Below are 24,283 nucleotides of genomic sequence, written 5' to 3' on the forward strand. Positions count from 1 at the left end.
CTCTCTGTCTACCGTTTCAGTTGAGGCCCAGCACCGGCTGGACAGGAATTGCCGTGACGCGGTCAATGCCGCTGCTCGTGCGCAAGGAGCCTTCCGCCAGCCGTTCTGCGCGAAGCCGGGCCAGACGCTGATCCATCTCGGCCGTCATCAGGTTGAGCCGTAGATGCGCCCTGACTCGCCAGGCTTCAGCGGAATCGATGTCACGCACGCTCGCCAGTTCTTCCTTGAGCCGATTGACCTCGGCATCCAGGGTGGGTTGCGATGTACGCAGGAGGTTCTGCGTCTCGTCGATTGCCTGGCGTATCACGTCGACCTGATGGAACAACTCGTCGTTCTGCTCTCGGCGCAACGCCATCATGGACGCCGTTGCAGCTTCCAGCTTGTGCCCGTAATCGATGGCGTTCAGGTTGTAGTTGAAGGCCAGCGACGCAAACGGCCGGGCATTGGTCGACGAGCCAGACGGTTGGCCCGAGATCGGCTTCTGCATGCCCACCACCACTGATAGGTCCCACGCTTGCAGCTTCTGCTTGCGATTGAGTTCATTCTGTAAATCCAGCGTCAACGCTTCGATCGACTGAATGGCCGCGTCCATATCCACCGGCGGGACCTGTGGAATGCCCGGCTTGTTCGCGTCATCTCTGGCACTCATATATTGGCTGTAGATCTGCTGGCGGCGTTGGGTCAGCGAGACCACATCTGCCAGCGTCGCGTTGCCGCTGCGCTTGCGTGCATTGGCCTGGACGATCTCTTCGTCAGTGGTTTGCAGGATGCGTTGCAGATCCTGCACACGCTGCGTCGCCACATCACGATCCACGGCGGCCATGCGGTATTTCACCGCGCGCCCGAGGTCCACGGTCTGCGCATACAGCCTGCAGTCCAGCTCTGCGGCACGCATGGCGGCGTTGCCCTGCAGATGTTTGGACAGGCTTTTCGATACACCCACCACGGCCTGCTTTTCAGTCGGATTGGAATCGGACTGCCCAAAGCGGCCAAGACCCTGCACACCCGTGGCGAGCGTCTTCTCCGCCGCTGCTCCGTCCATGACGTATTGGCAGTAGGCCTGCTTCTCGCGCTCGGCCACCGTCTGACCATGCGCGAGCCAAGTCGCGCACACCCCAATCAGAAATATCCCCGTTGTTTTCATGCTGTGCTCTCTCTGGCGTTTTTTGTCTGTGTTTTTATCGTTGCCGTACATCAATGCCTGCAATGCTGCTCAGAAAAGCAATGGCTTGCGTCCCAAGAAGACAATGGGCGATTCGCTGGCGTCCGGATCGGTAAATTCAATGCCGGCGAACTTGCCCTTGATGTCGCTCTTGAACAGCGGATGCCGTGCGTATTCTTCTGCGTCATAGACCTGCGTGACCGTGCCCACCTTGCGGCAAAGCACGACCTGCAGATAGCAATCGAACACCGGCGAACCCGGCTGCGCATTGCTCAGGTTGTCGTACTGGATGAACACGACCGGCACTTTCTGGTTGAGCGCGCGGTAGTACGGAGACTGCTTGGCGATCTTCAACACGCGTTCGCCCTCGTCCACGGTGCGCTGAATCTGCGCGACAGATTCCTTGGCCGTGCTTGCTTCCACCAGCGCCTGCGCCACTGCCATCTTGAGTTGCGCGCCGCTGGAGAGGGATTGCAGCGCGCTCAACGACGCCGCGTCGGCCTGGGTCAGCGTGCGGCTGCTGGCGCGCGCCATTCGCGCCTGCTCGCTCAGCACGACCAGATTGGCACGGGAATCCGTCAAGGCGTTCTGTGCGGACTGGATGTCCATGCGGCGGCGCGCGGCCTCATCCTTGGTGATCAGCCCGGCGGCCAGCTCTGCGTCGAGCGATACCAGCATCGGCCTGACATCATCCACCGCGGCGGCGGTGCGCGTAATGTCGTCGCGCTTCTGGCGCAGCACGCGCTCGAGTTGAGCGTTCGTGGTGGACAGCGCCGCCGCCTCGGCATTCCCTGCCAAGTCGAAGTACTTTGTCAGCGCCTGCATCTGCGTGACCTGTTCGGTGATGGCGATGTACTTGTTGTTGGCGGTATTGAGGTCGACGCGATTCTTCAGCAGGTTCGCTTCGAGCGTCGCAACCTGCGGCTGGAACGAAAGAACCTTCTCCTGCGTTGGCGACAGGATGATCGGCGCGGCCCAATTCCGATTGAGGGCGTAGAACGCGATCAGGAACAGATAAGACAGCACGCCCGCCACGATGATCAGCAGAACGCCGGTCATCACCACGCGATACCCGGAAATGATTCCCTTCTGAAAAAATTTGAACGACATGGTCTGGCTCGGTATGGGTCTGTTTTTACGTGCCACCTTCAGCCACGCAGGGCGGTGCCGGGTGACAGCCATTCCTGCCCGTACAGAGACGGGCAGGCGCAATGCAACACAGCGGGTCTAGCGATGGGGGGCTTGCTGCTGCCGCCCCCGGATGACGATCAACTCAAGGCCGCCACAGCACAGCCCGGTCCGGGCAGGCATCCCGATCCAGCACCGCCTTGAGGTCGCTCACCACAAAAGGCGACCCGGGCCTGGCGAGCGACTCCACCAGCGCCCAGCCGCCCTCGCGGTACTCCGTGTGCGGCACGGCCAGCACGATGGCGTCGGCGGCCTTGGCATCGGCCAGACGCGTGAGGCGGAAGCCGTATTCGTGCGCCACTTCGTTGCTGTCCGCCAACGGGTCGATCACCTGCGTGCGGATGCCCAGCGCGCCGAGCTTCTTCACGATGTCGGCCACCTTGGAGTTGCGGATGTCGGGCACGTCTTCCTTGAACGTGGTGCCCAGAATGGTGACGAGCGTGTGCGGCCCGAGCAGATGGCACTGCGTCATGCGGCGCATGAGCTGGTCCACCACGAACTGTGACATGCTGTCGTTCGTCTCGCGCGCAGCCAGGATCAGGCTCGCGTTAAACCCGCACGACGCCGCCTTGTGCGTCAGGTAATACGGATCGACCGAGATGCAGTGCCCGCCCACCAGCCCCGGGCGGAAATCCAGGAAGTTCCACTTGCTGCGCGCGGCGGCCAGCACGTCGTGCGTGTCCACGCCGAGCGCAGCCAGCAGTTGCGACACCTCGTTCATCAGCGCGATGTTCACGTCGCGCTGTGTGTTCTCCAGCACCTTGGCCGCCTCGGCCACCTTGATGCTCTTGGCCGGATGCACCTGCGTGACGGCACCGTACAGGCTGACCAGCGCCTGAAGGGTTTCGGGTGTGTCCCCGGCCACGATCTTGGTCATCGTGGTGAGCGTGTGCACGCGGTCGCCCGGGTTGATGCGCTCGGGCGAATAGCCGACGTGGAAATCCTTCAGATGCTTCAGGCCGCTGTGGCGCTCCAGCAGCGGGATGCAGATTTCTTCGGTCACGCCGGGGTAGACGGTGCTTTCATACACCACGACCGCGCCGCGCTTCATGTGCTTGCCCACCGAGATGGACGCCTGCATCACGGGGTTGAGATCCGGCACGCGGGCCTGATCGACGGGCGTGGGCACCGTCACGACAATCACGTCGGCCTGGCCGAGCACCGTGGCGTCGGTGGTGAAGCGCGCGCCGGATTCAAGCAGTTCGTTGCCGGTCAGTTCGTTGGTGCGATCGCGCCCTTCGGTCAGCTCGGCGACGCGCGTGGCGTCAATGTCGAGGCCCGACACGGCGAAGTGCTTCGAGAACGCTACGGCCAGCGGCGCCCCCACATAACCGAGCCCCACCACCGCAATCTTGACCGTGGCCGGCTCGACCGCCGGCGTTATCGGGTCCGGCCAGCGCGGCGCCGGCTTGATGAACAGATTTTCTGCAAACGTCGACTCGCCACCCCGTGACATTGCCCGCTCCCCTCGTTGAATCCGATCGGCTACCCGTGGGCCGATCCGTTGTGATGGCTCACGCAGACGCTGTTCCGGCGGCGGCTGGTGACCATTTTTATGAGGCCATTTCTGCAAAGTGCGTGCCATGCGCGGTTACAACATCACCTAAACCAGATGAAAACGTTGCCGCACAAGGCGATGCGGGGCAGACAAAGTGTCGGAATAGTCAGTAAAAAATGCTTCTCAAGTCGCTTAAAAACGTTTCGCGTTACGTAACATCCGCACACGCAAACCATGCGCACAGCGGAAAGAATCACGGAATTCGCATAATGCGCCGCACCATGCCGCCGCGCGTTGACACAACGGCGAGCGCCCAGCTGTAGCGCAAATGCGCTACACGGGTGGCCGGCCGGCGACCGTACAATCGACGATCATGCAATCCGTCCGTACCGGCTCCGAGCCGCATCCCATCCACGTCGCGATCGTCGAAGACGACCCGGGCTTCAGCGAGGCACTCAGCCGCGCGGTGCAGGCCGCGTCCGACATGCGGCTTGCCGGCATTGCCATGTCGCGCGCAGATGGCCTTGCCCTGCTGCAAGGTCCACCGGCAGATGTTTTGCTGGTGGACCTCGGCCTGCCGGATGGCTCCGGGATTGACGTGATCCGCGCGGCGGCGCAGTTGTGGCCAAGCTGCAGCATCATGGTCAGCACCAACTTTGGCGACGAGACGCACGTCATGCGCTCGATCGAGGCGGGCGCCGCAGGCTACCTGCTCAAGGACAGCTCGCCCGCCCGGATGGCGGAAGAAATTCGCAGTCTGGCAAGCGGCGGCAGCCCGATCAGCCCGATCATTGCGCGGCAGATTCTGGCGCGCTTCCAGCAAGGTTCAGCGGGCACCGCCACGCGCTCGGAACCGGAGCCGGCTGCGGCCGAGTCGTCAGCACCGCTGCTCTCGGCACGCGAGAAGGAAGTCCTGGACTACATCACCAAGGGCTTCACGACGCAGGAAATCGCCAAGCTGATGGAGCTGTCGCACTTCACGGTGCGCAGCTTCGTGCGGCGCATCTATAGCAAGCTGAAAGTGACATCCAAAGCGGAAGCCATTTACGAAGCGAGGAATCTCGGGCTGCTGTCCGAATAGGCCGTATCGCAGGCGGGGCTGAGCGCACCGCCTGATGTTGCCCCCCCGTAAGCAGGGGTTCCCAAGCTGCGCCCGAACGCATCTCATATTGGCCCGTCCATCTCTTCGAGCGTTGCGACACGCGCGTTGCATGAGAACCCGTCCTGCGTCCCTCTTTGCCAAAGCGGTGTTCGTTTTCTCGCTGACGTTGCTGGTGATTGTCGGCGTGTTCTACGCAGATGCTGGCAGTGGTCCGTCATCGGCCGAGAGCCTGCACCTCAGGCAGGCCGATTGGCAGACCACGGATGGATCGGGCTTTCAGGCGCCGCCGCCCACCGTCGACAGCGCATCGTTGCCGAACGCCTGGCAGCACGCCGCGCTGCCATATGCGCCCCCGATTGCGCTGCTGCGCCAGGCCGGCGCGAAGGCGCAGTCCGGCGTCGTCCATACGACCTGGATCAGGATCCCGGTACCCGCATCGCCCAGGCATTCGGTGCCGCTGGCGCTCTACGGTGTACGCATCAAGACCGACGGCACCATCGCCGTGTATGTCAACGGCAGGCTCGTGCATCGGGCGCAGGAACGGGGGCCGCTGTGGAACAGCACACGCACGCCGCTGTGGGTGGCGCTGGACGAGCCCGGCGACGACGTGCCCGTGCGCGAGATTCTGCTGCGGCTGGAACACACGCAGCGCACGCAGGTGGCCGTGTCGTCGCTGTGGCTGGGCCCGATGGATGCGTTGAAGAGTCGCTACAACGTCCGCCAGTGGCTGCAGCAAGAGTTGCCGGCCGTGCTGAGCGCTGCGTTCCTCGCCATCGGCGTCTTCGCGTTGTTCGTCTGGTTTCGGCGCGGCCACGAAACCGCCTATCTGCTGTTCTTCAACCTGGCTGTCACCTCGTTCCTGCGCGGGCTGCATTTCTACGTGGCGCAGCCGATTGCCAACGACTGGTTTGCCTGGCGGACGGTCAATTCACTGCTGTGGCTCGTGCTGGTGGTGCACTTCTTCCTGCGCCAACTGCATGGGCGGTCGCTCGTGTGGTTCACGCGCACGCTCGTCATGGTGACCGTCGCGAATGGCGTGCTGACGCTGCCGATGCTGGCCGTACTGCCCAACACGCCCAAGGTGACGCCGTTGATCTACCCGATTGCCGCCCTCATGGGCGCCGCCGTTGGCGGGGCCGGCGTGGCCAACGCGTGGCGCCGTTCCAACGAAGGGGTCATGGTGGCCATTGGCGTTGGCATCTGCACATTGCTCGGCGTGACCGACTGGCTGCTGCAGAACAATTTCAGCAGCCCGGAAGGCTGGTATTTCGGCGCGTACACCAACGCCATCACGTTCGGCATTTTCGGCACGCTGATGTACCGGCGCTACGTCAACGCCATTCGCGAAGTCGAACAGGCCAACGCCAACCTGGCGCAACGCCTGAAGGCGCGCGAAGCCGAACTCGAAGTCAGCCACCGGAAGCTGCGCGAAGCCGAGCGGCAGCGCGCCATCAGCGCCGAACGCCAGCGCCTGATGCAGGACATGCACGACGGGCTGGGCGCATCGCTCATCAGCGCGATCCGCTCGGTGGAGCGCGGAGCCCTGAGCGAGGTGGATATTTCGCACATCCTGAAGGGCTGCCTGGACGATCTGAAACTGACCATCGATTCGATGGAGCCGGTCGAGGCCGACTTGCTGCTGTTGCTCGCCACGCTGCGCTTTCGGCTCGAGCCGCGGCTGGACGGCACCGGCATCGCGCTGCTGTGGGAGGTCCAAAAGCTGCCGACGCTGCCGTGGCTCGACCCGTCCAGCGCGCTGCATATCCTGCGCATCGTGCAGGAGTGCATTGCCAACATCCTGCACCACACGCGCGCCAGCGAAATCCGCGTCGGTACCGCTGCCGATCCGGATGGCGTGCGGGTCATCATCGAAGACAACGGCCAGGGGTTCGACGTGGACCGTGCCCTGCGCGACGGCAAGGGGCATGGCCTGCGCAATCAGCAGCGCCGCGCGCAGGCGTTGGATGGTTCGGTCGACTGGGCGTCAGGACCTGATGGAACGCGTTTTACGCTGAGGCTGCCGCTGGCGCGCAGCGCCTGACGTACCGGCACCATGGCTGTCAGGCGCGCACCGCTGTTCCCGCTATGCAGTGCGCGCCGCAGCTCTCCCCCGTTTTGACTGATGCTGTGCTCTTTTTCTTCTTGAAGCCGTCGCAGCATAGCGACGCGCGCTGGATTCGTCTGTGGAACAAATGCGTTACATGGCCCCGCATCAAGCCGCAACGGCTTCCTGCATCCCCAGCAGGGCCAGCGCCTGTGCAACACACGCTTCAACGGATTGCACGCCGGTATCCACCATCAACTGTGGATGTAACGGCGGCTCGTAGGGTTCTCCAACGCCCGTGAGGTTGGCGATCGTTCCGGCTCGGGCCATGCGATACAAACCCTTCGGGTCGCGCGATTCACACACTGCTAGCGGTGTGGCCACGTGCACCTCGAAGAACCGTGACGCGCCCACAATCTGTCGCGCGCGCTCCCGGTCTTCACGGTATGGCGAGATGAGCGCGGCAACGGCCCACGTCCCGGTGTTGTTCATCTGCGCGCACCACTGCGCCACGCGGCGCGCGTGTTCGCTGCGATCCGCGCGCGAGAAACCAAGGTCGGCGCAGAGCTGCTGACGCAAGGCACCGCCATCAAGTACGCGACACGGCAAGCCGCGCGACGTCAGCGTTTCGGCCACGGCCAGCGCCAAGGTGGTTTTGCCGGCGGCGCTCAGCCCGGTCAGCCAGAGTGTGGAAGGTGTGGGTTGCATGTCATGTAGCCCGCCGCAGATGCGCCATCGCGCTGCCACGGCGGGTTCAACTGGCCTGGTGCAACCAAGTATACGAACGCTATACGGCGCCGCTCTGTAGAACAAATGTGCTACAGCGCGCCGCCGGACGGTGCATTTACAATTCCGACACCTTGCCGCTGACGGCGCTGGTTCCGAGTCGCTCCCCGGCCTATCGGACGCGTCAGACGCGACTGAGGCACATTCGGTAGATTGGATTCAAGCAAAAGGCCCGCGGTATTCCTGCGGGCCTTTTGCTTTTTTGACATGCCGGGCGGACGACTCACCAGCCGTGGAACCGCGCCCACATGTGCACCACACCCCGCGGCGACACCGCCTGGTATTCCGGGAACTGCGCGCCCGTGGCGCACGCATGGTTCGGCAGCACACGCAGCTTCGTGCCGACCGGGAAACGCGCCACCAGGTCGTCACGCACCGAGCCATCGCTGGCCGCCAGGATGCCGTGCTCCTGGTTCGCGCCGATCAACGTAAGCCCGTCGAGCGGCGTGCCGTCGAGCGCGCACGGCTGTCCATAGCCAAAATCATGCGACTGTTTGGCCGTGCCACGGTCGCGGCTCATCGCCATCCATCCGGCGTCAACAATCACCCAGCCTTTGTCGGGCTGATGGCCGATCACGGTGGTCAGCACGCTCAGCGCGATTTCGTCCATCGCGCACACCCCCACGTTGTGCATGACCAGATCAAAGAACACATAGACGCCCGCGCGCACCTCCGTCACGCCTTCGAGGTGTTCGGTGGCCAACGCCGTGGGGGTGGAACCCACGCTCACCGCTGCGCAGGGCACGCCGGCTTCGCGCAAGCGCTGCGCCGCGCGCACGCAACCGGCACGCTCCTGCTCGGCCAGGGCCGCCAGCGCGGCACGGTCGTTCAAGTCGTAGCTGGAGCCGGCATGCGTCATCACGCCGCCCACGTCAATACCACCGTCTTTCAGGATGCGGCCGACGTCCAGCAGCGCGTCCTGCTCGGGCGTGATGCCGGAGCGGTGCCCATCGGTGTCGACTTCGATCCACACTTCGCAGCGCTCGCCGTGCGTGCGGGCGTAATCGACCACAGCGTGAGCCGCCTCTGCGTTGTCGACGACGAGCTTGAGATCGCAGCCTCGCTTGCGCAGCGCCATCGCGCGCGGCAACTTGGTGGCCACAATGCCCACCGCGTAGAGGATGTCCTTGATGCCGGCGGCAAAGAAGGCCTCGGCCTCCTTCAGCGTGGACACGGTAATGCCCTGCGCGCCGGCCGCCACCTGTGCGCGTACGACGTCGAGGCACTTGGTCGTCTTCACATGCGGGCGGAATTTCACGCCCAGCGCGTTCATGCGGTGCTGCATGCGGGCGATGTTGTGCTGCATGCGCGGCAGGTCGATCAACGCTGCGGGCGTGTCGATGGTTTCCAGTGTGTACGTGTCGGGGGTCATGGTTGCATCCTCATGCGGCAAAACGGCGGGCCCAGGGCAGCAGGTCGTCCAGCGTGGGCGACGTGATTTCCGGCAGCTGAGCCCCCGGCACCGGCATCAGCCCGATGCGGTTGTGCCAGTACGTGCGCAGGCCGACCACCGCCGTGCCGAACATGTCGTAGCTGGAGCCCGCAACAAACGCCGCGTCGGCTGCCTCCACGCCAAGCTGTTCGAGCGCCATGCGATACGGCTTCGGGTCAGGCTTGTACACGCCGGCCCGCTCAGCCGTGATGACGACATCCCAGGTGACGGGCAACAGCGCGGCGGCTTGCCGGCCCAGCCGCTCCGAGCAGTTGGTAACCACGGCCAGCTTGCAATGCGGCTGGAGTTCGGCCAGCGCTTGCGCCGCGCCGCTCCACGGTGTGAGCTGCAGCCAATTCGCTTCCAGCGCTTCGGGCGCGGAAGCCGGCAAGCCGACGTTCTGCGCGGCCTGCCGCACCATCGCTTCGTAAGGAACGTACGCGCCGCAGCCGTACGTCAGCCGCAGATACTCGGCGCGCCATGTGCGGCCCGCCTGTTCGGAGCCGGCGGCGCGGTTCCACAGCGACCACGAATCGAGCAACGCGGTCAGCAGATCGAAGAGGATGGCCTTGGGATAGCCGGAGTCGGGAGAAACGGTAGAGGCGGTGGAAGCGTTCACGTGGTGACCTGCAAATCGGTGGACATCGATGCAACCGATTGTAGGCACCGCACGCCGGCTTTCGGTGAAGCCAGCTTGAATCAAAGATTCAGTGGTGCTACATCAAGCGCGCCAGGGCGGCTGCGGCTTGAAACGGCTTTGCAGCGCCTGCATGAAGTGACGCGTACGTTGCGGCAACCCTGCGCGGTTGTGCGTGAGGGCGATCACGTTGGCGTCCGGCGCCTTCCAGCCGGGCAGCAACCGCACGAGGCGGCCTGCGCGCAGGTCGTCGGCGACGTCCCATTCCGAGCGCAGGATCACGCCGCGCCCTTCGCACGCCCATTGGCGAATGACATCGCCGTCGTTGCAGATGAGTTGCCTCGGTACCCGCACGCTGCGGCTCGTGCGGCCTTTGCTGAAGTGCCAGAGCGACACGTCTTCCTTGTTCTCGCGCAGCACGATGCAGGGCAGCGCGGCAAGGTCATCGGGCGTTTCCGGCAAGCCGAAGCGCTTCACAAAAGCGGGTGACGCGCAGACAAAGCGCGCGTTCGGCGCAATCGCATGGCCGACCAGGTTCGATACCTGCAGCGCGCCGATATGCACCACCACATCAAAGCGATCCGCCGCTTCGACAAGGGGCGCATCGGAGAGCGCCAATTCAATGTCGACATCAGGATGCTGCTGCTGAAAATCCGCAATGACGGGCGCCACGTAACGCCGCCCAAACCCCAGCGGGGCATTCACCTTGAGCGTACCGACCAGGCCGCCCCGGCGTGTGTGCAAATCCTCTGACAGCGCGTCGAGCTGACGGATCAGCTCTGCCCCACGCTCGCACAGCAGCGCGCCCTCTTGCGTAAAGCGCAGGCTGCGCGCGGTGCGATCGACCAGCCGTGTGCCCAGCTTTTTCTCCAGCTGCTGCAGGCGCTGCGACACGGCCGACGGCGTCAGATCCAACGCGCGCGCCGTCACCACCAGGCTGCCGTTGTCCTGGATGGCGAGCAGGAAACGCAGGTCGGCGGAATCCGTCATGAATTACTTACCGGCAAAGCGGTCCGTTGCGGCCAGCAGCTGATCGAGAATGCCCGGTTCGGACCACGCATGGCCGGCCCCTTCGATCAGGTGGAAGTCCGAATCCGGCCAGGCATGATGCAGCGCATATGCATAGCGCGCGGGGCATGGCATGTCGTAGCGGCCATGCACGATCACGCCGGGAATGCCCGCCAGCCTATGCGCCTCGCGCAGCAGCTGGCCCTCTTCCAGCCAGCACTGGTGCGTGAAGTAGTGGTTCTCCAGCCGCGCGAAGGCCAGGGCGAAATGGTCGTCGGCGTGCTTCGCGCTGTTGGCGGGGTCGGGCAGCAGCGTGATGGTCTCGCCTTCCCACACGCTCCACGCGCGGGCGGCTTCGATTTGCCTGGCGGTGTCGTTGCCGGTCAGCACCTTGCGATAGGCGGCAATCATGTCGCCGCGCTGGGCTTCGGGAATGGGCGCCTGGAAACGTGCCCATTTCTCGGGAAACATCTCCGACACGCCGTACTGGTAATACCAGCGCAGCTCGGCCTGCGTGACGGTGTAGATACCACGCAGCACCAGTTCGCTCACATGCTGCGGATACTTCTGCGCGTAAGCGAGCGCCAACGTCGAGCCCCACGAGCCGCCGAAGACGAGCCAACGATCCGCACCGGCAATTGCGCGCAGGCGTTCGATATCGGCCACAAGGTGCCACGTCGTGTTGGCCTCCAGGCCCGCATGCGGCGTTGATCGCCCGCAGCCGCGCTGGTCGAACAGCATCACGTCGTAGCGTGCCGGATCGAACACGCGGCGGTGGTCCGCCGAAACACCACCGCCCGGCCCGCCGTGCAAGAACACCGCGGGCTTGGCGCCGGGCGTGCCGACGCGCTCGTAATAGATCGTGTGGCCATCGCCCACGTCCAGCATGCCGGTTTCATACGGTTCGATTGGGGGATACAGCGTGCGCAGTGCAGACATGGTCGGTCCTGTCGAAAGGTTGCCGGGAGAATGGGCTGATTCTACAGACGGGTTTCCGCTTGCACATATTTTTGAACGACGTATAAAATTGCACGTCGTTTAATAATAGCGAGCCCACCATGTCGTCCAGTCTGTCCCCCATCGAAGCCGGCCGCCGCGAACGCAAGCGCACCCAGACGCTGGACCACCTGGCGGCCACGGCGTTTTCCCTGTTCGAGCAGCATGGTTACGACGCCGTGACGATGGAGCAGATTGCCGCGCAGGCCGATGTGTCCAAAGGCACGCTGTACAACCACTTTCCAGTCAAGGAAGCCCTGCTGGCGCACCAGTTCCACGCCGAGCTTGCGGCGGGCGGCGCGCAATTGCGTACGCAGATCGAAGCCCAGCCGGATTTCGCATCGCGCCTGGCGGTGCTGCTGTCCGCCTCGGCCGATTGGTGCAACGTGCGCCGGCCCTATCTAGCCGCATATTTCCGCTACCGTTTTGCCAGCGCCGACCTGGCCGCCCGCAACCGTGACGCAGACAAGCGCAGCGGGCTCGAAGCGGTGTTCATGGCACTCATCGACACAGCGCAGCGCTCAGGGGAACTCGACACGCGGCTCGATGCGGAGCACCTCGCGGCGCTCTTCGAGTATTTGTACCTGGGCGCGCTGATGCGCTGGCTTGCACGTCCGGACACCGACCTGCACGCGGGTTTCTCCGCCGTTATCGACCTGTTCCTGCACGGCATGGCCCGCAAGGAGACGTGATGAACCCGCTCGTGCTCGATTGGCCGGCTGCGGCCGCGGCCGGCGCCGCAGTGGCCGGCGGCAAGGGCTGGCAGCTTGGACGGATGGCGATGCTCGGCGTGCCGGTGCCCGATGGTTTCGTGCTGGCTGCAGATGCCAGCCGCGGGCGCAGTCGCGGAGATGCCGTGCCCAACGCCGTGCTGGCTGCCATTACCGAAGCGCTGACGGCGCGCGGCTGGCAGAACACGCCGCTGGCTGTGCGTTCGTCCGCGCCGCAGGAGGATTCCGCGCAACGCTCGTTCGCGGGCATTCATGAGACACGCCTGAACGTCGTCGGTGCGCAGGCGCTGGCGGACGCAGTGCGCGCCGTGTGGGACTCCGCGCACGCACCGCAGGCGCTGGCATACCGCGAGCGCTTTGGCATCGACACCACCGACCTGGCGATGGCCGTGGTCATCATGCCGATGCTGCCGGCGGTGGCCGCAGGCATCGCGTTCACGGGCGACCCGCTGACCGGCCGCGACGACCACATCGTCATCAACGCGCACTGGGGCCTGGGCGAAGCGCTGGTGGGCGGCCACGCCGACGGCGACGTCGACCGGCTGGAAATCGCGCCCCAGGACGACACGCTGCGCGTGGTCGAACGCCAGATCGGCACCAAGCGCCGCATGACGCGCGGGCTGGCCGAAGGCGGCACGGCACTCGCCGACACCGCGACCGAAGACGCCCGCCGTGCCGTGCTGGACGACGCGCAACTCATCACCTTGGCCAGGGTTGCACGCGATACGGCCCGCGCGCTCGACTTTGCCCAGCCCCGCTACGACATCGAATGGGTGTGGGACGGGCAGCGCTTCTGGATCGTGCAGGCGCGCCCGATCACTACGGCCGCCCGCTCCACCTACCCCGCCCTGCAAACCCAACCGACGTTCTGGACGCGCGGCAACACGCGCGAGATGTTTCCCACACCGCTGTCGCCCATCGACTGGTCGCTGTACGGCCATGCGGCCAACCGGATGCTGACGCTGGCGTACTCGCTGGCGGGCTACGCGCTGCTGCCGGGCCTGGAGCGCGCCAGGCTCTTCGGCGGCCACGTATATCTCGATGTCTCGTTGATGCAGTGGGAAGCGTTTGACGCGTTCGGCATTGCGCCCAATGCCATCAACCGCATGCTGGGCGGCACGCAGCCCGAGATTGCGCTGCCCCGCACCACATGGCCGCAGCGGCTGGCGCGCGGCGCACGGCTCATGCGATATCTATTGAGAGCAGGCGCGGCGCGCCGCCATGCGCAGAGCGATCTGAACCGGGCCCGCAAGCAAGCCGCGCAATGGCGTGAAGACGCATGGCCAGAAACAACCGCCGAGCTGGCCACCTGCCTGCGCGAGCGCTTCAACATTGCCCGCCGCGCAGACAGCCTGTTCTTCCTGCAGGGCTCGGCGGGCGGCGCCGTTTCGGGGCTGGTCGACGTGATCGAAAAACAGTGCCCCGGCGAGGGCCACGCGCTGGCCGCCGCGCTCATGGCGGGCGCGGAACCGAGCGTCACCGCACAGCAGAGCTACGACCTGATGGCGCTGGCACAAACGGCCGCCGCCGACATCGAAGCGCTCGCCTGGCTTCGCGCCGACAAACGTATCGGTGCGCAATGGGCGCAGCAACTGCCGCCGCACAGCCCGTTCCGCCAGCATTTCAGTGCGTTTCTGGAGCGCTACGGCCACCGCGCCATTGAAGAGAGCTACTTCCGCCACCCGCGCTGGCGCGAGCAGCCGGACTACTTGCTGGACCTCGTAGTTGGCCTGATCGGCAGCGATGCGCGCGCCGTGCGGCAACGGCAGCAGGCGGCGTCCGAGCGTGCGTGGGTGCGCCTGCCGTTCTGGCTGCGGCCGATCGTGCGGGGCATGCTCAAGAGTGCCGTGCGCGACAGCAACCAGCGCGAAGCGGCACGCAGCGCGCTGGTGGCGTATCTGGAGGCGTTGCGCACCGGCCTGCTGAAACTGGCTGACCGGCTTGTCGGCGAGGAAGGACTCGATGCGCCGGAAGACATTTTCAACCTGACGCTGGACGAATGCGTGGCCGCGGGCACCGGCGCGTTGCCGCTGCGCTTTGCCGCCCAGCGTGCGCGTGAACGCCGCCAGCAGTTGAACGATTGGGCGGCGGTGCAAGAGTCAGACATCGTCACCGAGCACGGCGACGCGCCCGTCGCTTCCACTGCGCCAATCGCTCTCTCCGGAGAGACCTGGACCGGCACCGCGGTGGGCGCGGGCTCGGCACAGGGGCTGGCACGGCTGGTCGACCACGCTGCGGCCGGCACGGCGCTGCAAGCGGGCGACATCCTGGTCGCTCCCAGCACCGACCCGGCTTGGACGCCGCTGTTCCTGAAGGCCGGGGCGCTCGTCATGGAAACCGGCGGCTACCTGTCGCACGGCGCCATCGTGGCGCGCGAGTTCGGGATTCCGGCGGTGGTGAACGTGCCCGGCATCCGGGCCCAATTGAACGACGGCGAGACGATCCGCGTGGATGGCAACGCCGGCACGGTCAGCAGAGTGGCGGGCTAGCCACATCGATGTGGCGATCGAGCGACACTGTCAAATGCAGTTTGCTGCGCTGCAATATCGCGACTAAAATCCGGGTATTCCCTACTAGGGTTATCCCTAAATCAGTCCGCAGAAGGAATCGCCATGAACACCGTCGCTCTCAAAGCCGCCCGCACCTCGCGTTTCGTCCGTTTCTGGCAAATCGTGCGCCGTGAAGCCCGCCGCGCCGTTGCGCTGCACGTGGAAAGCTGCGGCATGATGGCCGAGCTGTATCGCCGTTCGGGCCACTGAGCCGAGTCAGCCTCATGAGCCCCATCGCGCGGCGCTCATGAACATTGCGCCGCGCCATCCCCGATGCGGCGCGGCACGCTCAGATCAGGTCTCGCTCCACTGCCGCATCAGGTTGTGATACACGCCGATCAGCGTGCGACGCGCGGTGGCATCCGCGTCGGTCTGGTTGAGCGTCTGGATGGCGTTGTCCAGGTCGAACAGCATGGCGCGCTGCGCGTCGTCGCGAATCAGGCTCTGGATCCAGAAGAAGCTCGCCACGCGCACCCCGCGCGTGATGGGCGTCACCTGATGCAGGCTCGTTGCCGGATAGATCACCAAGTCACCGGCATTGAGCTTGACGCTGTGCATGCCATACGTGTCTTCAATCTGCAGTTCGCCGCCGTCGTAGCTGGCGGGGTCTGACAGAAACAGCGTGGCCGAGATATCGGTACGCAGCTTTGTGCCGTTGTGCGGGTGGATGCGCACACTGCCATCGACGTGCGCGCCGAAGGTCATGCCCTCGCCGTAGCGGTTGAACATCGGCGGGTACACCACGTTGGGCAACGCCGCGCTGATGAAGCGCGGGTGCCGCTCCAGCACGCTCAGGATGAGCTGCTGGCACTGCAGGGCCACTTCCGCGCCCTCATCGATCTGCTGGTTGACCTTGACCGGCGCCCCCGAATATCCGGCCGACACGCGGCCATCCACCCAGGCGTCGCCCGCGTTGTCGAGCAGATCGCGCAGTGCAGCCACCTGCGCGGCGTTGAAGACGTTCGGAATGCAGACAAGCATGGCGCTCTAAGAAAACGGGGATGCGGCCGAGGGCCCATCCCCCAGCCATTACATCCGATACACCACCGACAGCATCGCCGCACGGCCGGTGCCCGGCACGGCGCGGCCGCCATCGGACGGAATCAGCGCATCGTAATACGTCTTGTTGAACACGTTGAACAGGTTCAGACGGACGTCGTATTTCGGCTGGTGGTAGGCCAGCATCGCATCCCAGCGCACGAAGCCGCCCACCTGCACCGTGTCGGTGTTGTTGGCGTAGCGCTGCGACATGTAGAACGCGCCTGCGCCCACTTCCCAGTTCGGCAGGAAGGCGTAGCTCGTCCACACCGTCGCGGCGTGCTTGGGCGTGTTGGCCGGCGTCATGCCCTGCGTGCCCGCGGCGATGCCGTTGACGATCTGCGCGTCCAGGTACGTATAGCCCGCGAAGATCTGCAGCTTGTCGGTGACGTGGCCCGTCGCACCCAGGCGCGCACCGCGCACGCGGATCTTGCCGGCCGAGGTGTACGTCGTGCTGTCGATCTGCGTGCGGGCGTTGTCCTTGGTGATCTGGAACAGCGCCGAGCTGACCGACAGGTCGCCGTTGAGCAGATCCCACTTGCCGCCCGCCTCGTACGACTTGTTCTTCTCCGGGTCCAACCCCTGCTGGCCCGTGGTGCCCACGAGTTGTTCCAATGACGGGTTGAACGACGTGCCGTATGACACGTAGTACGACTGCCAGTCCGTCGGCTGCCAGATGCCGCCCAGGCGCGTGCTGACAAAGTTCACGGTCTGCTGCGCGTACGGCAGAGCCGTGATCTTGGCCGACGCCGGCGTGTTCGCCGCATTCAGCGAGTTCGAAATGCTCGCCACGTAGCGGTCATAGCGCAGGCCGGCGACGGCCTTCCATTGCTTGGTGAATTCGATCGAATCGTTGAAGTACGCCGCCACCGTGTTGGCCGAGCCGCCCTGCAGGTTGCCCAGGCTCGACGGCGTGCTCGCCGGCGACGTGGTGTAGCTCGGGCTGACCAGCGGCTCGCACGAGACAAAGCCGCTCGTCATGCTCGACTGCGCCAGCGGCGTACCGTTGCACGAACCGTTGCGATAGTAATTCTGGTTGTCGTAGCCGTCGTGGCCGAACTCGGTGCCGACCAGCAGCGTGTGCTTGACCGAACCCGTATCGAACTTGGCCGTCAGCTCGGTCTGGTTGAACAACGAGTAATCACGGATGCGGCGGTCGTGGCTTTGCAGGCGCACCGACAGCGCCGAAAGCGGCAGATTGCTGTTGGTCAGCGCCGTGAACACGCCCGACGAATTGACCGTACCCACCGCGTTGGGCGCTGTCTCGCGCGCGTCGGTCTGCACGTAGTTGAACTGCGTCTGGTTGCGCAGCCGCAGGTTGGGCGAGAACTTGTGATCGATATTGGCCGAGAACGACGCCACGTCCTGCGTGGTGCGGTCATCGGTGTAGCCATAGTACGTCTTGGGGCTGACGTTGACCGGGTGGCCGTTGAGGTTCGGCAGGCCGTAGTCGGGCATGTCGCGGTTGTGCTGCAGCAGCGCGGACAGCGTCACCTCGGTCGGTGTGCCGATGCCGAAACGCCACGACGGCGCGATGCCGAAATCCTGCGCAGTCATCTCGTCGCGCGTGCTCGTCTTGCCGTTCTGCGCCATCGCGGCGATGCGGAAGGCCGAAGTGTCCGACGTCGGCGTGTTGACGTCGGCGGTGGCACGCACCAGGCCGTTGGTGGTGACCGAACCGGTGATTTCCGTGGCGGCCTTCAGCTTCGGCTTCTTCGTCACCTGGTTGATGACGCCGCCCGTCGAACCGCGGCCGAACAGCATCGACGACGGGCCCATCAACACTTCCACCGAATCGAGGGCGAACAGGTCACGGTAGTACTGGCCGCGATCCCGGAAGCCGTCGAGGTAGATGTCGGTGCGCGCAGAGAAACCGTTCAGGTTGATGTTGTTGCCGATCTGCCCGCCTTCGGCCGCACCGATGGTGATCCCGGGCACGTTGCGCAACGCATCGGCCAGCGAGCTGCCGCCTTGCGCATCGGTCAGCGCCTTGGGCACGACCGTCACCGATTGCGGCACATCGCGCAGGTTCTCGGGCAGCTTGGAAATGGAGCTTTTGGCGGCGTTGTAGTCGTCGCGCGGGGCGGCGCCCTTTACAACGGCTTCCGGCAACGTGGCGGTAGCGGGTGCCTGCGCAAGCGTGGCCTGCTGGGCAAGGGCGACGGTGGGCGTGGCAAACAGGGCCAACAGGGCGCTGGCGACGGGCGTGCGGCGGTTCATTGCGTGGTTTCTCCGGCGGCGCTCTTCTATTGAGTGCCAGCCGGGACGGAACGCCCTCCTGCGCCCGTGCCGCCGTGCACGAGAGCGCACTACGTATTGCGGACGCAAATATAAATGATAACGATTCGCAACAGCAACAAATTGTCGCAGTATCGCCTAAAAGTTCCCGAAAACGCACACCAAAAAGCAATCTATCAATCGCTTTTTCTTCGATTTAGCTGACAAGGCAAGCTTGTCGCGTCGCAATGTCTATGACGGAGCGATCGATCAGCGTTAAAGCGTACCTATTTCTGCGTGCCGTCTGATGACGCTGGAAGGTGCCCGGCATTGTCGCCCGTGTCCTCACGATTGCGCGCCAGCGCACGCGCATACACGGACGGCGCGCGCGCTGCATGGGCCGTCACATAGCCGGTAATGCAGGCCAGCATGAGTGGCAGCACCACTTGGTACGACAGCGTCATCTCGAAAATCATCAGGATCGACATGAGCGGCGCGTGCGTGGTCGCGGCCAGCAGCGCGCCCATGCCGACCACGGCGTAACTGACCGGCACCGGCGCCGCATCCGGCAGCAGCGCGTGCATGCCTGTGCCATACAGCAAACCCAATGCAGCGCCGCAAAACAGCGTGGGCGTAAACACACCGCCCACCGCACCGGAACCTGCACTCGACGCCGTCGCCACCACCTTGCAGATCAGCACCAGCGCCACCGTCTGCCACAGCCATGGCTCGTGCAGGAAGGCATTGACCACGCTGTAGCCGTTGCCCCAGACCTCGGGCACGCCCGTGGACAGCGCACCAACGATCAGCCCGCCGGCAGCCAATCGCAACGTGAGCGGCAGCTTGGTACGTGCAAACGCATCGCGCGCGCGGTCGATCAAACCGAGCAGCAGCGGCCCCGCCATCCCCGCGGCCAGACCCAGGCCCACATACGTCAGCACTTCCCAGCCGGAAACGAAATCGAAGTGCGGCATCTCGTAAACGGCCCCGTAGCCGAAGAATTGGCGCACGACGATGTCAGCGGTGACCGCCGCCACCAGCAGCGGCCCGAGCGTCGCCGTGGTGATGACACCAAACACGATTTCGCAGACGAACACCGCACCCGAGATGGGCGCGTTGTAGGCAGACGTAATGCCGGCAGCGGCACCGCAGGCGACCAGCAGACGCAATTGCTCCACTGGCACGGCGGTCCAGTGCCGCAGCACACGGCCGACCAGCGAGCCGCACATTGCCGCCAGCTGCACCATCGGCCCTTCGCGCCCGATCGATGCGCCGCTGGCCACCGAGCACAACGACGACGCACTCCGTACCAGACTCTGCCGTGCGCTCAGCACGCCATCGCCCACCGCAATGGCTTCCATATAGTCTTCAGCGCCTTTTCGCGGAATCCACTTGAGGCCGACCTGGAGCGTGATACCGGCCAGCAGTCCACCCACGGTCGGCACCAGCAGTCGCGCCCACCAAGGCAGCGCCCGCGCCGTGGCCACCAAACCCTGGTCCGTACCTGAGAGCCACCATTGCAGTTGCCGCAGGCATTCGCGAAACAGGATCGTCGACAAGGCACCCGCGCAGCCGATCAGCCCGGCAATCACAAACACGAGATGCTCGCGACCGAAGGGCAGTCGGGCAATCGCGCGCCGCCACCATGGCTGGCGCGGCATATCCGGTTGAGGCGGCGGCGTGTCGGTCATGTCGATTCACATCAGGACAGGTCGACATGATAGCGACGGCGCCGCGCCGGTTTTAAGTCGATGTCGCGACCACGGCGTCTGGCAACCACGCCTGCGGTGTGTCTGCGCTGCGACGATTCGGGCCCCACGTAATGACGCGCACCTGCACGAGGTTTTCGATCACGAAAGGATCGCGCGCGACGATGGCGTCGATCTCTTCGCGGGATTCGGCACGCGCCAGGATCCCACCACCTTCACGCGGGAAGAACGGCCCCGACATCAGGAAGTGGCCGCTCGCATAGTGGGCGTCCAGATGCGCGCGGTGCGCAGGCAGCACACGATCGAGCGCTTCAAGTGGTGCGGTGTAGTTGAAAAGAATCAGGTACAGCATGCGATGGCTCCTTATGGGATGAGGTAACACCTTCGAAACGCGAGACCCGGCGGCGTGAAACAACCACGCTCAGTGTCCCGCAGAAATGGGTACGCTTTGCGCGGAAACCCTTCGCCGCGCAGGGTTCTCAAGGGCGCAAGAGCAACGCGCCGACGGTCTGTCCGGCCTCCAGTGCAGCGTGTGCGGCAGCGGCGTCTTCGAGTGCGTAGGTACCGCCCACCGGCACGCGCACGCCATCGAGCATGCGCTGCAAGGCGGCCTGCACCCCGGTCCGGTAGTTCGACAGATCGGCCATGTACCGGATGACACCCGGCCGCGCCAGCGCAATGGATCGCGATGGCCCGAGCGCCGCAAGATCGACGGCATTCGTCTGGGCGTTGCCGACATCGCCTGCTTGTCCGATGCTCGCCACCATGCCGAAGGGCCGCGTCACCGCCAACGAGGTCTGCAGCATGGCGCCGCCAATGCCGTCGATCACGTAGTCGACACCTTCCCCGTCGGTGAGCTGGAGCACGGCTTCGCGCACATCTTGCTGGCGATGCAGCACGACGTGGTCCGCGCCGTGGCCGATGGCGACGGCGGCCTTCGCTTCGCTGCCGACCGTGCCCATCACGCGCGCCCCCTGACGTTTGGCCCACTGCACCAGCAACGCGCCCAGGCCACCGGCCGCCGCATGCACGAGCAGCGTATCGCCGGCGCGCACCTGCCGTACCCGCGTCAGCAGCATGTGCGCGGTGATGCCGCGGACCAACGTGGCCGCCACGGTTTCGTCATCCAGCGCATCAGGCAAGGCAATCGCCCGCTCCGCGGGGATGTTGCGGTGGCTGGCGTAGCCGCCGGGCGCGCCGTCCATCAGGCCAGCCCAGGCCACGCGCTGGCCCACCACAAAGCCGCGCACCTCCGTACCCATCGCTTGTACCACGCCGACGGCCTCCACTCCGAGCACCGCCGGAAACGCGGCCACCGGATACAAGCCGGTACGGTGATACACGTCGACAAAGTTCACGCCGATGGCCGTGTGCCGCACCGTCAACGCATTCGGCCCAGGCGGCGGCAACATCAGGTTGGCGGCCCGCAAACCCAATGCTGGTCCGGGTTCACGGAGTTGGATCACCTTGGCATGCATGGCAGAAGTCCTCGCAGAAATGGGTACGCTTTTTGGATTCGTCGATGACGGGTACTGCGTTCGTCACGTTGTGAAACAAGCGTAATCCGTTCAGAATCACCCGGGAATTCACAAAAACCGATCAGCTTCTGTGCAAAAAAGCCCAGGTCGGCCAAAAAATGCGCGTGCCTTGGCGCGTGCGGCAGCGGCCGAACCTTCTTCTTCGTTGCAGTGGGATGACGTGCGCTACTTTCTCGTGCTCGCGCGCGAGGGCAGCCTGTCGGCTGCTGCGCGGCGACTGGCGGTGGAACACACCACGGTGGCGCGGCGCGCAGACGCACTGGAGCAATCCCTGGGCGTGCGCCTGTTCGACCGCCTGCCGCGCGGCTGGCGCCTGACCGCCGAAGGCAACGCGCTGGCCGAGCGCGCTGAACGCATGGAGCAGGAAGCGGCCGGCTTTGCTCGTGCCGCTGCAGGCGCGGGCAGTTTGCGCGGGACGGTGCGTATCTCTGCGCCGCCCACGGTGGCCAGCCACGTCATCGCGCCCAACCTGGCGACGCTGCGCCGTCAATGGCCCGGCATCGACCTCGTGCTGCTGGGTGAAAAACGCAACGCCAACCTGATGGCGCACGAAGCCGACCTGGCAGTGCGCTTGTCACGCCCAACCTCATCGGCCCTGGCGACACGGCCGCTGGGCGACCTCGGCTACGGTCTGTACGCCACCGCAGAAGTGCTCGCTCGCCCCGAATCCGAATGGGAATTCATCGGCTACGACGAAAACCTGCGTCACGTCCCGCAGCAGCGCTGGCTGGACAACTACGCAGGCGAACGTCGCGTGGTTTTACGCTGCAGTGATCTGGCCGCGATGCACCAGGCGGCGCTGGCCGGACTGGGTGTCGCGGCGCTGCCTCACCTGCTCGGCGCGCCCGCAGAAACGGGTACGCTTTTGCGCCGATTGCCCATCGACGACCCTGCGTTGCATCGAGAAATCTGGTTGGTGATCCATCCTGACGTTCGACGATCACCGCGCGTGCGGGCCGTAGCCGACGCATTGATCGCGCTGTTCGAGGCACAGCGACACGTTTTGGCGGGGAATTGAACGTACGCAGAAACGGGTACGCTTTGGGATGAAAATGAACCGCAAACCCAATGGATATGCGGTTCTTGCGCCTCGGCAATGTTGCATGCCGAGGCGTGTTCGAAACGCTCAGCCGCCCAGGTAGGCTTCGAGCACGCGCGGATTGCCCAGCAGGTTTTTGCCGCTGTCAGCCAACACGATCTCGCCGGTTTCCAATACGTAACCGTGTTGCGCGATCTTCAGCGCCTGGCGCACGTTCTGCTCGACCAGGAAAATCGTCAGGCCCTCGGCATTGATGGTGCGCAGGATGCGGAAGATCTCCTGCACGATGATCGGCGCGAGGCCCATCGACGGTTCATCCAGCAGCAGCACGCGCGGGCGCGCCATCAGCGCGCGGCCGATGGCCAACATCTGCTGCTCGCCGCCCGACAGGTTGCCGGCCAGACCGTCGATGCGCTCCTTCAGGCGCGGGAACAGGTGGAATACGCGCTCCAGGTCGGAGGCGATCTGGCCCTTGTCCTTGCGCGTGTAGGCGCCCAGCTCCAGGTTTTCACGCACGGTCATCGTGGTGAGCGTGGCGCGCCCTTCGGCCACCTGCACGATGCCGCGTTCCACACGCTTGTGGGCAGACCACTGCGTAACGTCTTCGCCTTCGAACAGGATCTGGCCGCGCACATCACCCTGCGACTTCGGGATCAGGCCCGAAAGCGCCAGCAGCGTGGTCGATTTGCCCGCACCGTTTGCGCCCACCAGCGAGGTGATCTCGCCGGCCTTGAGTGCAAAGTCGATGCCCTTGACGGCTGCGATGTGCCCGTACGACACGTCCAGCCCTTTGACTTCCAGCAACGTGGTCATGCCGTCTCCTTCTGCGCGGCATTGCCGTTCGCTTCATCGTCGTCATCGCGGCCCAGGTACGCCTCGATGACTTGCGGATCGTTGCGGATCGCTTCGGGCGGCCCTTCAGCGATGATGCGGCCGAAGTTCAGCACGGCAATGCGTTCGCACAGGCCCATCACGAAGCGCATGTCGTGTTCGATCATGAAGATCGTGTAGCCGCGCGCCTTGATGTTTTCGATCTCGGCCATCAGGTCGACCTTCTCGCCGGTGTTCATGCCGGCGACGGGCTCGTCGAGCAGCAGCAGCTTGGGTTCGGTCGCCAGCGCGCGTGCCAGTTCGAGCTTGCGCTGGTCGCCGTACGAGAGGTTGTCGGCAATGTCATGCGCCTTGTGGTCGAGCTTGACCCACGAGAGCAGCTCGAGCGCACGGTCGCGCGCGCGGCGCTCGGCGGCGCGATACTTGGGCAGCGAGAGCAGCAGGCCCGGCGCACCGTAGTCCAGATGCCGGTGCATGCCCACCACGACGTTCTCCAGCAGCGTCATCTCCTTGAAGATGCGGATGTTCTGGAACGTGCGAGCGATGCCCATCTGCGTGATCTGGTGCGGCTTCTTGCCGACCAGGTTATCGCCGTTGAACGTGAGCGAGCCACCGGTGGGTGCCAGCAGGCCCGTGATCAGATTGAACACCGTCGTCTTGCCGGCGCCGTTCGGGCCGATCAAGCCAAAGATGCTGCCTTGCGGCACTTCAATGTTGACGTCCTGCAAAACCGACAGGCCGCCAAAGCGCTTGGAAATGGAAGTGAGTTTCAGCATGG

Annotated in this window: 21 protein-coding genes; 6 read left to right on the forward strand and 15 right to left on the reverse strand. The window is 64.9% G+C overall.

Translation table 11 applies throughout. The features are described 5' to 3' along the window. Positions 1 to 16: 16 nt before the first annotated feature. The 3 genes from N511_RS0112395 to N511_RS0112405 all read right to left on the reverse strand — a co-directional run bounded on the left by N511_RS0112395 (position 17) and on the right by N511_RS0112405 (position 3,806). Complete coding sequence (locus N511_RS0112395; RefSeq protein ID WP_155954047.1) at positions 17 to 1,207, reverse strand: hypothetical protein; 1,191 nt, start codon at positions 1,205 to 1,207, stop codon at positions 17 to 19. Between the two features lie 6 nt (positions 1,208 to 1,213). Further along, the gene (locus N511_RS0112400; protein WP_027679591.1) at positions 1,214 to 2,272 is read right to left on the reverse strand and encodes a hypothetical protein; all 1,059 of its coding nucleotides are present in this window, start codon (positions 2,270 to 2,272) and stop codon (positions 1,214 to 1,216) included. A 163-nt stretch (positions 2,273 to 2,435) separates the two neighbouring features. Continuing rightward, a complete protein-coding gene (locus tag N511_RS0112405) occupies positions 2,436 to 3,806 on the reverse strand; it encodes a nucleotide sugar dehydrogenase (RefSeq protein ID WP_081785368.1) in 1,371 nt (456 codons plus the stop codon). Between the two features lie 415 nt (positions 3,807 to 4,221). On the opposite strand from N511_RS0112405, the gene N511_RS0112410 reads away from it, so the two are divergent. After that, entirely contained in the window at positions 4,222 to 4,929 is a 708-nt protein-coding gene (locus N511_RS0112410; protein ID WP_027679593.1) for a response regulator transcription factor, read from the forward strand. Positions 4,930 to 5,059: 130 nt separating this feature from the next. Continuing rightward, on the forward strand, positions 5,060 to 6,991 hold the full coding sequence (locus tag N511_RS0112415) for a sensor histidine kinase (protein WP_027679594.1): 1,932 nt from the start codon (positions 5,060 to 5,062) through the stop codon (positions 6,989 to 6,991). A 171-nt stretch (positions 6,992 to 7,162) separates the two neighbouring features. Here the strand turns inward: N511_RS0112415 and cysC are convergent, their stop codons facing one another. The 5 genes from cysC to pip form a co-directional block, all read right to left on the reverse strand. Further along, positions 7,163 to 7,702, reverse strand: a complete 540-nt coding sequence (gene cysC, locus N511_RS0112420) for an adenylyl-sulfate kinase (RefSeq protein WP_027679595.1) — start codon at positions 7,700 to 7,702, stop codon at positions 7,163 to 7,165. A 301-nt stretch (positions 7,703 to 8,003) separates the two neighbouring features. Next, positions 8,004 to 9,152, reverse strand: a complete 1,149-nt coding sequence (locus N511_RS0112425) for a DSD1 family PLP-dependent enzyme (protein ID WP_027679596.1) — start codon at positions 9,150 to 9,152, stop codon at positions 8,004 to 8,006. A gap of 10 nt (positions 9,153 to 9,162) precedes the next feature. Next, positions 9,163 to 9,831, reverse strand: coding sequence for an HAD-IA family hydrolase (locus N511_RS0112430; protein ID WP_027679597.1), 669 nt, complete (start codon positions 9,829 to 9,831; stop codon positions 9,163 to 9,165). 102 nt (positions 9,832 to 9,933) lie between these two features. Continuing rightward, positions 9,934 to 10,839 carry a LysR family transcriptional regulator gene (locus tag N511_RS0112435; RefSeq protein WP_027679598.1) on the reverse strand — a complete coding sequence of 302 codons (906 nt, stop codon included), beginning with the start codon at positions 10,837 to 10,839 and terminating at the stop codon, positions 9,934 to 9,936. Between the two features lie 3 nt (positions 10,840 to 10,842). Further along, entirely contained in the window at positions 10,843 to 11,796 is a 954-nt protein-coding gene (gene pip / locus N511_RS0112440; RefSeq protein ID WP_027679599.1) for a prolyl aminopeptidase, read from the reverse strand. Positions 11,797 to 11,915: 119 nt separating this feature from the next. On the opposite strand from pip, the gene N511_RS0112445 reads away from it, so the two are divergent. From N511_RS0112445 to N511_RS25390, 3 genes are all read left to right on the forward strand, one after another. Continuing rightward, a complete protein-coding gene (locus tag N511_RS0112445; protein ID WP_027679600.1) occupies positions 11,916 to 12,545 on the forward strand; it encodes a TetR/AcrR family transcriptional regulator in 630 nt (209 codons plus the stop codon). After that, positions 12,545 to 15,073 (forward strand): PEP/pyruvate-binding domain-containing protein, encoded by a 2,529-nt coding sequence (locus N511_RS0112450; protein ID WP_027679601.1) that lies wholly within the window; start codon positions 12,545 to 12,547, stop codon positions 15,071 to 15,073. Before N511_RS0112445 ends, N511_RS0112450 begins: the two co-directional genes overlap by 1 nt. A gap of 123 nt (positions 15,074 to 15,196) precedes the next feature. After that, positions 15,197 to 15,343: a hypothetical protein gene (locus N511_RS25390; protein WP_197032046.1), complete on the forward strand. Its 147-nt coding sequence runs from the start codon at positions 15,197 to 15,199 to the stop codon at positions 15,341 to 15,343. 84 nt (positions 15,344 to 15,427) lie between these two features. On the opposite strand, the gene N511_RS0112460 is transcribed toward N511_RS25390, so the two are convergent. From N511_RS0112460 to N511_RS0112480, 5 genes are all read right to left on the reverse strand, one after another. Continuing rightward, positions 15,428 to 16,114 carry a Fe2+-dependent dioxygenase gene (locus N511_RS0112460; protein WP_027679602.1) on the reverse strand — a complete coding sequence of 229 codons (687 nt, stop codon included), beginning with the start codon at positions 16,112 to 16,114 and terminating at the stop codon, positions 15,428 to 15,430. 48 nt (positions 16,115 to 16,162) lie between these two features. Further along, on the reverse strand, positions 16,163 to 18,391 hold the full coding sequence (locus N511_RS0112465; RefSeq protein WP_027679603.1) for a TonB-dependent receptor: 2,229 nt from the start codon (positions 18,389 to 18,391) through the stop codon (positions 16,163 to 16,165). Between the two features lie 284 nt (positions 18,392 to 18,675). Next, entirely contained in the window at positions 18,676 to 20,079 is a 1,404-nt protein-coding gene (locus tag N511_RS0112470) for a ClcB-like voltage-gated chloride channel protein (protein WP_027679604.1), read from the reverse strand. A 52-nt stretch (positions 20,080 to 20,131) separates the two neighbouring features. After that, on the reverse strand, positions 20,132 to 20,449 hold the full coding sequence (locus tag N511_RS0112475) for a YciI family protein (RefSeq protein WP_027679605.1): 318 nt from the start codon (positions 20,447 to 20,449) through the stop codon (positions 20,132 to 20,134). A gap of 127 nt (positions 20,450 to 20,576) precedes the next feature. Then, positions 20,577 to 21,575: a quinone oxidoreductase family protein gene (locus N511_RS0112480; RefSeq protein WP_027679606.1), complete on the reverse strand. Its 999-nt coding sequence runs from the start codon at positions 21,573 to 21,575 to the stop codon at positions 20,577 to 20,579. A gap of 205 nt (positions 21,576 to 21,780) precedes the next feature. Here N511_RS0112480 and N511_RS0112485 point away from each other — a divergent pair, with 205 nt between their 5' ends. Then, positions 21,781 to 22,653 carry a LysR family transcriptional regulator gene (locus tag N511_RS0112485; protein ID WP_027679607.1) on the forward strand — a complete coding sequence of 291 codons (873 nt, stop codon included), beginning with the start codon at positions 21,781 to 21,783 and terminating at the stop codon, positions 22,651 to 22,653. Positions 22,654 to 22,761: 108 nt separating this feature from the next. On the opposite strand, the gene N511_RS0112490 is transcribed toward N511_RS0112485, so the two are convergent. Beyond that, complete coding sequence (locus tag N511_RS0112490) at positions 22,762 to 23,487, reverse strand: ABC transporter ATP-binding protein (RefSeq protein WP_004632384.1); 726 nt, start codon at positions 23,485 to 23,487, stop codon at positions 22,762 to 22,764. Beyond that, positions 23,484 to 24,281: an ABC transporter ATP-binding protein gene (locus N511_RS0112495; protein ID WP_027679608.1), complete on the reverse strand. Its 798-nt coding sequence runs from the start codon at positions 24,279 to 24,281 to the stop codon at positions 23,484 to 23,486. The genes N511_RS0112490 and N511_RS0112495 overlap by 4 nt, the downstream gene beginning before the upstream one ends. Between the last annotated feature and the right edge of the window lie 2 nt (positions 24,282 to 24,283).

The organism is Ralstonia sp. UNC404CL21Col, assembly GCF_000620465.1.
Lineage (GTDB): Bacteria > Pseudomonadota > Gammaproteobacteria > Burkholderiales > Burkholderiaceae > Ralstonia > Ralstonia flatus.